The 5,928-nt window shown below is 32.3% G+C and carries 8 protein-coding genes; 7 read left to right on the forward strand and 1 reads right to left on the reverse strand.

Translation table 11 applies throughout. From position 1 onward, the window contains the following. The first annotated feature begins 806 nt into the window (after positions 1 to 806). From deoC to ABE048_RS19860, 6 genes are all read left to right on the forward strand, one after another. A complete protein-coding gene (gene deoC, locus ABE048_RS19835) occupies positions 807 to 1,448 on the forward strand; it encodes a deoxyribose-phosphate aldolase (RefSeq protein WP_430313024.1) in 642 nt (213 codons plus the stop codon). 320 nt (positions 1,449 to 1,768) lie between these two features. Continuing rightward, positions 1,769 to 2,656: an ABC transporter ATP-binding protein gene (locus tag ABE048_RS19840; RefSeq protein ID WP_430313025.1), complete on the forward strand. Its 888-nt coding sequence runs from the start codon at positions 1,769 to 1,771 to the stop codon at positions 2,654 to 2,656. Then, positions 2,653 to 3,465, forward strand: coding sequence for an ABC transporter permease subunit (locus ABE048_RS19845; RefSeq protein ID WP_430313026.1), 813 nt, complete (start codon positions 2,653 to 2,655; stop codon positions 3,463 to 3,465). Before ABE048_RS19840 ends, ABE048_RS19845 begins: the two co-directional genes overlap by 4 nt. 81 nt (positions 3,466 to 3,546) lie before the next feature. After that, the gene (locus tag ABE048_RS19850) at positions 3,547 to 3,867 is read left to right on the forward strand and encodes a YbjQ family protein (RefSeq protein WP_430313027.1); all 321 of its coding nucleotides are present in this window, start codon (positions 3,547 to 3,549) and stop codon (positions 3,865 to 3,867) included. After that, complete coding sequence (locus ABE048_RS19855; RefSeq protein ID WP_430313028.1) at positions 3,867 to 4,094, forward strand: hypothetical protein; 228 nt, start codon at positions 3,867 to 3,869, stop codon at positions 4,092 to 4,094. The genes ABE048_RS19850 and ABE048_RS19855 overlap by 1 nt, the downstream gene beginning before the upstream one ends. A 48-nt stretch (positions 4,095 to 4,142) precedes the next feature. Then, positions 4,143 to 4,493, forward strand: a complete 351-nt coding sequence (locus tag ABE048_RS19860) for a 3-deoxy-8-phosphooctulonate synthase (RefSeq protein ID WP_430313029.1) — start codon at positions 4,143 to 4,145, stop codon at positions 4,491 to 4,493. Positions 4,494 to 4,644: 151 nt separating this feature from the next. Here ABE048_RS19860 and ABE048_RS19865 read toward each other — a convergent pair whose 3' ends face one another. Further along, positions 4,645 to 5,232 (reverse strand): NAD(P)H-dependent oxidoreductase, encoded by a 588-nt coding sequence (locus ABE048_RS19865; protein WP_430313030.1) that lies wholly within the window; start codon positions 5,230 to 5,232, stop codon positions 4,645 to 4,647. Between the two features lie 120 nt (positions 5,233 to 5,352). Between ABE048_RS19865 and ABE048_RS19870 the strand changes: the two genes are divergently transcribed. Further along, on the forward strand, positions 5,353 to 5,784 hold the full coding sequence (locus tag ABE048_RS19870) for a MarR family winged helix-turn-helix transcriptional regulator (RefSeq protein ID WP_430313031.1): 432 nt from the start codon (positions 5,353 to 5,355) through the stop codon (positions 5,782 to 5,784). Positions 5,785 to 5,928: the final 144 nt, after the last annotated feature.

The following is a 5,928-nucleotide window of genomic DNA, read 5'->3' on the forward strand; positions in this document are numbered from 1 at the left end:
CCACATCAACAATGATAGCTATACACGATTTTTATTATAAATTTTATCAATTTTTACTTTTTCAGTACCCTCAACGAAGTTTGAAACCAAGCCCATGAGCGTCATCTGTAGCGGAACATCCAAATCTGAATTTTAAAAAGTTAATGTGTTGAAATGTTCGTTCTTTTCATAACCAAAATTAGATTTATGTAATTTTGATTCAACTGGATGGTCAAAAAAACATTAAACTGGATGGTCAAAAAAACATTAAACTGGATGGTCAAAAAAACATTAAACTGGATGGTCATAAAAAATTTAAACCCTTTATGATGGAGATGTGGATAATATAACATCCATAAAGGCTAATTATTAATGGTTTGGAATTAAATTTGTGGATTGATTCACAATTATCTCTTCACAAAATAGTTTTTGAATTGAAAGCAAAAGGATTGGAGGGAAGGCTGTAAAGTATTAACAGCACTTTCATAGGAGTATAAAAAACAGGCAGAAAAATATAAACAGCTCAGTCTAATTACTAGAGAATCCTACAATGGCTCTAACCCCCGCGATGTTTTTACTGAAAAGGAAGCAGTAGATTTTGAACATACTTAAGGTAGAATAATTGCAGAATTTGTAATGGTATTTCCTCCTGAACCCCCTATATTTAATCCAAAGAAATGAACACTAAGGATAATTAAGTATATACACGCAAAAATATCAAATCAGGACTTCCCGTGCAAGTTGCAGAAGAGATTGAAATAAAAAAAATACGAGTGATGAGAGAATCTTTAACTAATAAATAAAAAATCTAAAAGGAGGATAAATAAATGAACTATGCAAAATTAATAGATCATACATTACTTTCACCTGTCGCTAGCGAAAAAGAAATAATTAATTTATGTCAAGAAGCAAAACAATTCGGCTTTGCATCTGTTTGTGTGAATCCTGTATGGGTAAGCTTATCTGCAGAACTTTTGCGTGAATCGGATGTTAATGTATGTACGGTAATAGGATTTCCTTTAGGTGCAAACACGACCGATACAAAGGTATTTGAGACTATAAATGCAATTGAAAATGGAGCTACGGAAATAGATACAGTCATTAATATTGGGGCATTAAAAGATAAAAATGATGAGCTAGTTGAAAAAGATATCCGTTCAGTTGTAGACGCTTCAAGAGGAAAGGCTCTAGTAAAAGTTATTATAGAGGCTTGTTTATTAACTAATGAAGAAAAAGTACGAGCATGTGAATTATCTGTAAAAGCTGGTGCAGATTATGTCAAGACTTCAACAGGCTTTTCACTGTACGGAGCAACTGTTGAAGATGTTGCGATAATGAGAAGAGCAGTTGGATCAAATGTTGGGGTAAAAGCATCTGGTGGCGTAAAGAACATGGATGATATAAAATCAATGGTTGATGCAGGTGCATCGAGAATAGGTACTAGTTCTGCGGTAAAGATATTTGGATAATAGTTAGTTTCATTCTTTCAATCTATCGGAAACATTAATTAAACATACTAATTATAGTCTTGATTTTAATTTCATGAATGAGTTATTAAAAAAAAATGCAACATCTAAAAGAGCCAATTCCTAGCAATAGAGAATTGGCTCTTTTGATCTTTAATGGGGAAAATAAACTTTATTATAAGTAACCTATAGAGATGTGTCTCTCATATGAAAAATAATTCATCAATTTGAACATCTTACTGTATTGTTTTTCTTTGTAAAACATGTAAGATAATTATGAAATGAACTCTTTAGATATTTCATAATTATCGGGAGGTGTTAGGATGTTAGAAGTATGTAATGTTACAAAAAAATTCAAAAACGGGAAAGGAATATTCAATGTATCTTTTTCTATTAATCAAGGGGAGGTTTTCGGATTTTTAGGTCCAAATGGTGCAGGAAAGTCAACTACCATTCGTCATATTATTGGCTTTATGAAACCGGATAATGGATACATCAAGATTAATGATTTAGATACTTGGAAAAACCAAGGTGATGTCCAAAAATACATTGGCTATTTGCCAGGAGAAATTGCTTTTCTTGATGGGATGACTGGTAAGAGTTTTCTTGATTTTATGGGTGAAATGCAGGGAATAAAGGATTTTTCAAAACGAGATATGTTGATTAATCGCCTTCAATTTGATGTAAATACACCGATACGTAAGATGTCTAAAGGAATGAAGCAAAAGGTAGGGATTGTCGCTGCATTAATGCATGATCCGGAAGTCATAATTTTAGATGAACCAACATCTGGATTAGATCCTCTAATGCAAAGAGTTTTTATTGAATTAATTCTGGAAGAAAAGGCAAAAGGAAAGACAATCTTATTATCATCACATAGTTTGCCTGAAGTTGAAAGAACATGTGATAGAGCCGCCATCATAAGAGCCGGTGAAGTTATTACGGTAAAGGATATCCATGAATTACAATCCATGCAGCGTAAGCTTTTTGAAATTACATTTCAAAATCCTTCTGATGCAGCTGCTTTTGCAAAATCGAACCTACATATTGAATTTCATGAAAAAAATAAGGTGAGAGTGGCAGTACAAGGAAACTTTGATGAATTTTTAGCTGAAACTGCTAAATATCATGTGCGAAATATAGATGTGTTTACGCAGAACCTCGAGGAAATATTTATGAATTATTATGATAATGCGGGGGGATTACAATGAGTTTTTCACTATATATGCAGATGATGAAAGTTCATTTAAAAGGAATCATGAATTATGCCATTGGTTCAGCCTTTTATATGCTTTTAATGGTATGGATCTATCCTAGTATTGCAGAAAATACAAAATCTCTAAATGATTTTATGAATGTTATGCCAAAAGGTGTCATGAAAGCATTCGGATTTGAGAATGGATTTGGAACCTTTGAATCTTATATTTCTGGTGAATATTATGGAGTCATCCTAACCATCATCTTAACAATATTTTGTATTCTATTACCAACTCAGCTTATTGCGAAATTAATTGATCAAGGTTCGATGGCTTATTTATTATCTACTCCTACAACAAGAGGGAAAATTGCTTTTACGCAAGCGAGTGTCTTCATAACGGGCATTTTTCTTATTATGTTGATTACGACTATTTCTGGTTTTGTGGGTTACGGTTTATTTATGAAAGGTGAAAATTCTTTCCATGCAATTAAATTTATTCAATTAAATATTGCAACCCTATTCCTTTTTATTGCTGTTGGTGGGATATCATTTTTAGTATCTTGCTTGTCAAATGATGAGAAGAAATCAATGGGAATTTCAGGTGTGATTGCATTTGGCTTTTTTAGTTTAGATATGGTAGGGAAGATCAGTGATAAAATTGAGTGGTTACGAAATTTCACTATTTATTCATTGTATAGACCAAGTGAAATTGTCAGTGGAAATGCGGATTTAGTCCAAACATCTATTTTATTATGTTTAATTGGAGCAGTTGCCATTGGAATAGGTATTTCAATTTTTAGAAAACGGGATTTACCATTATAAATAATAAATAAGTTATCAATCAAATAATCATTGAATGAACTTCAATGGATACACCAAATAAAAAAGAAGGGGGAGATTAACGTGTTAGTAGTCACTACAGAAAAAATTGAGGGTTACAAAATTGTAGAAGTAAAAGGGCCGGTCTTTGGTCTAATTGTTAGAAGCAGAGGCATTGGTGGCGATATTATGGCAGGGTTAAAATCACTAGTAGGTGGAGAAATCAAACAATATACAGCTATGCTAGAAGATTCAAGAAAAGAAGCTATGGACCGTATGATAAAAAATGCCAATGAAATGGATGCAAACGCAATTGTGATGATGAGATATGATTCTGGTGAAATTGGTACTAATATGAGTGAAATTGTTGCATATGGTACTGCTGTTGTAGTGGAGAAGATATAATGAATTTCGTCATTGGTTTCTATGCATTAGAAATTATTATAGTGATCATATGCATATTACTTGGATATTTTATCTATGATAAACGATTAAATCGTAATCATGGCGCAAATGTTCCCGATGGATTTCAAGCAACAAAGGAAATCAATATTGACCCTGTGACTGGTAAAAAAACAAGGGTGTACTATAATCCTGAAGCAGGTGAACGTTTTTATAAAAGAGAGAAATAAAAGTAAGTAATTACTGAATGCCCTCAGTATCCATAGGAGTGATAATTTTTGGAGCAACTTGTTTACAGAGGATTTCCACTTGTTAGAGAAACGGAAGCCGATGGCTTTATTTATGGTCTAATAACCGACCATTTTTATTTTGAGTGTGAGGAAGATGATAGTTGCACTTCAGGGGACGGGTTTGTTCAAGCACCCGACGGGAGTAGAGCAGGGATTATATGGGAGATAGAAAAGGAACCCTCTTTATCAGTTTGTATTAAACCAGAAAAAGATAGATGGGGAGTTTACAATGTAAGCTTTGTTAAGCCAATAAAAACAATGGATGACTTAATATTCAATTTTAAAACGGTATTACCTTTGATAAAAGAGGCATACGACAATGCAAAGTTTAGAAAATAAATAGTTAGTTCTAAAATAAAGGAAACCCTGTATAGGTGTTTTCTTTTAATTTAATCAAAATCAATATTAATATTTAACACAGCTCCAATAATAAAAAAGCCACGTTTTTTAACTGAAACGTGGCTTTTTTATTAAGTTGGGATGCATTTCCTTAATCTTCTACAGTTTTGAAATATCGATAAACTTTTTCTAATTTCCGTGTTTGATACCCTTTTGCACTTTCCATATTCCCAAATTCAAAAAACTTCACTTTCTTTATTCCTACAAATTGAAATACTGCTTTTCTCATCAGTATTTTATGTGCATTATTCAACCAAATAAGTGGATATTTTGTAGGTCCTTTCATAGTTGATACGCATACAACGGATTTTCCTTTTAAAAGTCCCTCTGGTAACAGTTTGTTTTGATCTCGATAAGCAAAGTTTGAAGCAAATAATCGATCTATATATCCCATCAGCATTGCAGGGGGCCGCCCCCACCAAATAGGATAAACAAAGACAATCTTGTCAGCCAAAGTAATCTGTTTTCTATATTTCTCTAGATCAGTATCCAGATACATATCCCGTCTACGCTTATGTTCATTGAATACTAAAACAGGGTCGAAGTTCTCTTCATATAAGTCTAAAATCTCCCATTTCTTAATGTTAGGATTTTCAGTACAGCCTGCGATAATTTTTTTCAAAAATGAATGATTTAGACTATTGTGATTAGGATGAGTGTAAATGATTAAGGTTTTCATGATATCCACTCCATTACTTATCATTTGATAACTAAATCATACAGCTTTTGTTTTTAGTTGTCAAAAGATAATTGTATTATGATATCTATTTTGATATCTTACCTATAAGAGGTGAGAATTTTGAACAAGAACGTATTATTCAATAAATTAATATCATTTACTACATCTGTACATCAGGTTACACATGACTTAACTCAAAACGTCAAATCCGATTCAATTACTGCTGTTCAATACAAAATTCTTGAATATATAAAGGTAAGTCAATCTGTTACCTCAAGCGAAATTAGTGAGTGTCTTCATATTTCTATGCCGAATACAAGTAGAGAAATAAAGAAGTTAAATGAAAAGAATTTGATTGAAAAAATAAGTGATCCAAAAGATCGAAGAAAACAAACGATTCACCTTTCTAAAGAAGGGGGAATTATGATGAATGAAGCTTTTGCCACGATACAAACTCGCTTTCAAAATCGAATACAAAATGCTTCAGAACAAGACTTAGAAGAAATAGAACAAGCAATAACAATTTTGCAAACAAAGTTGTTTTATAACTAGATTCAATTTCAACTATTATTAAATATGAGGCTTAATGAAAAAGTAAAAATAGATAAAAATTTATAATAAAAATCTTGTATAGCTATCTTTGTTGATGTGGGATTAGCGAAGACTCCTGCGGGAAAGCGAGACAGGTGAGACCCC

The organism is Rummeliibacillus pycnus (assembly GCF_050459865.1).
Classification (GTDB): Bacteria; Bacillota; Bacilli; order Bacillales_A; family Planococcaceae; genus Rummeliibacillus; species Rummeliibacillus pycnus_B.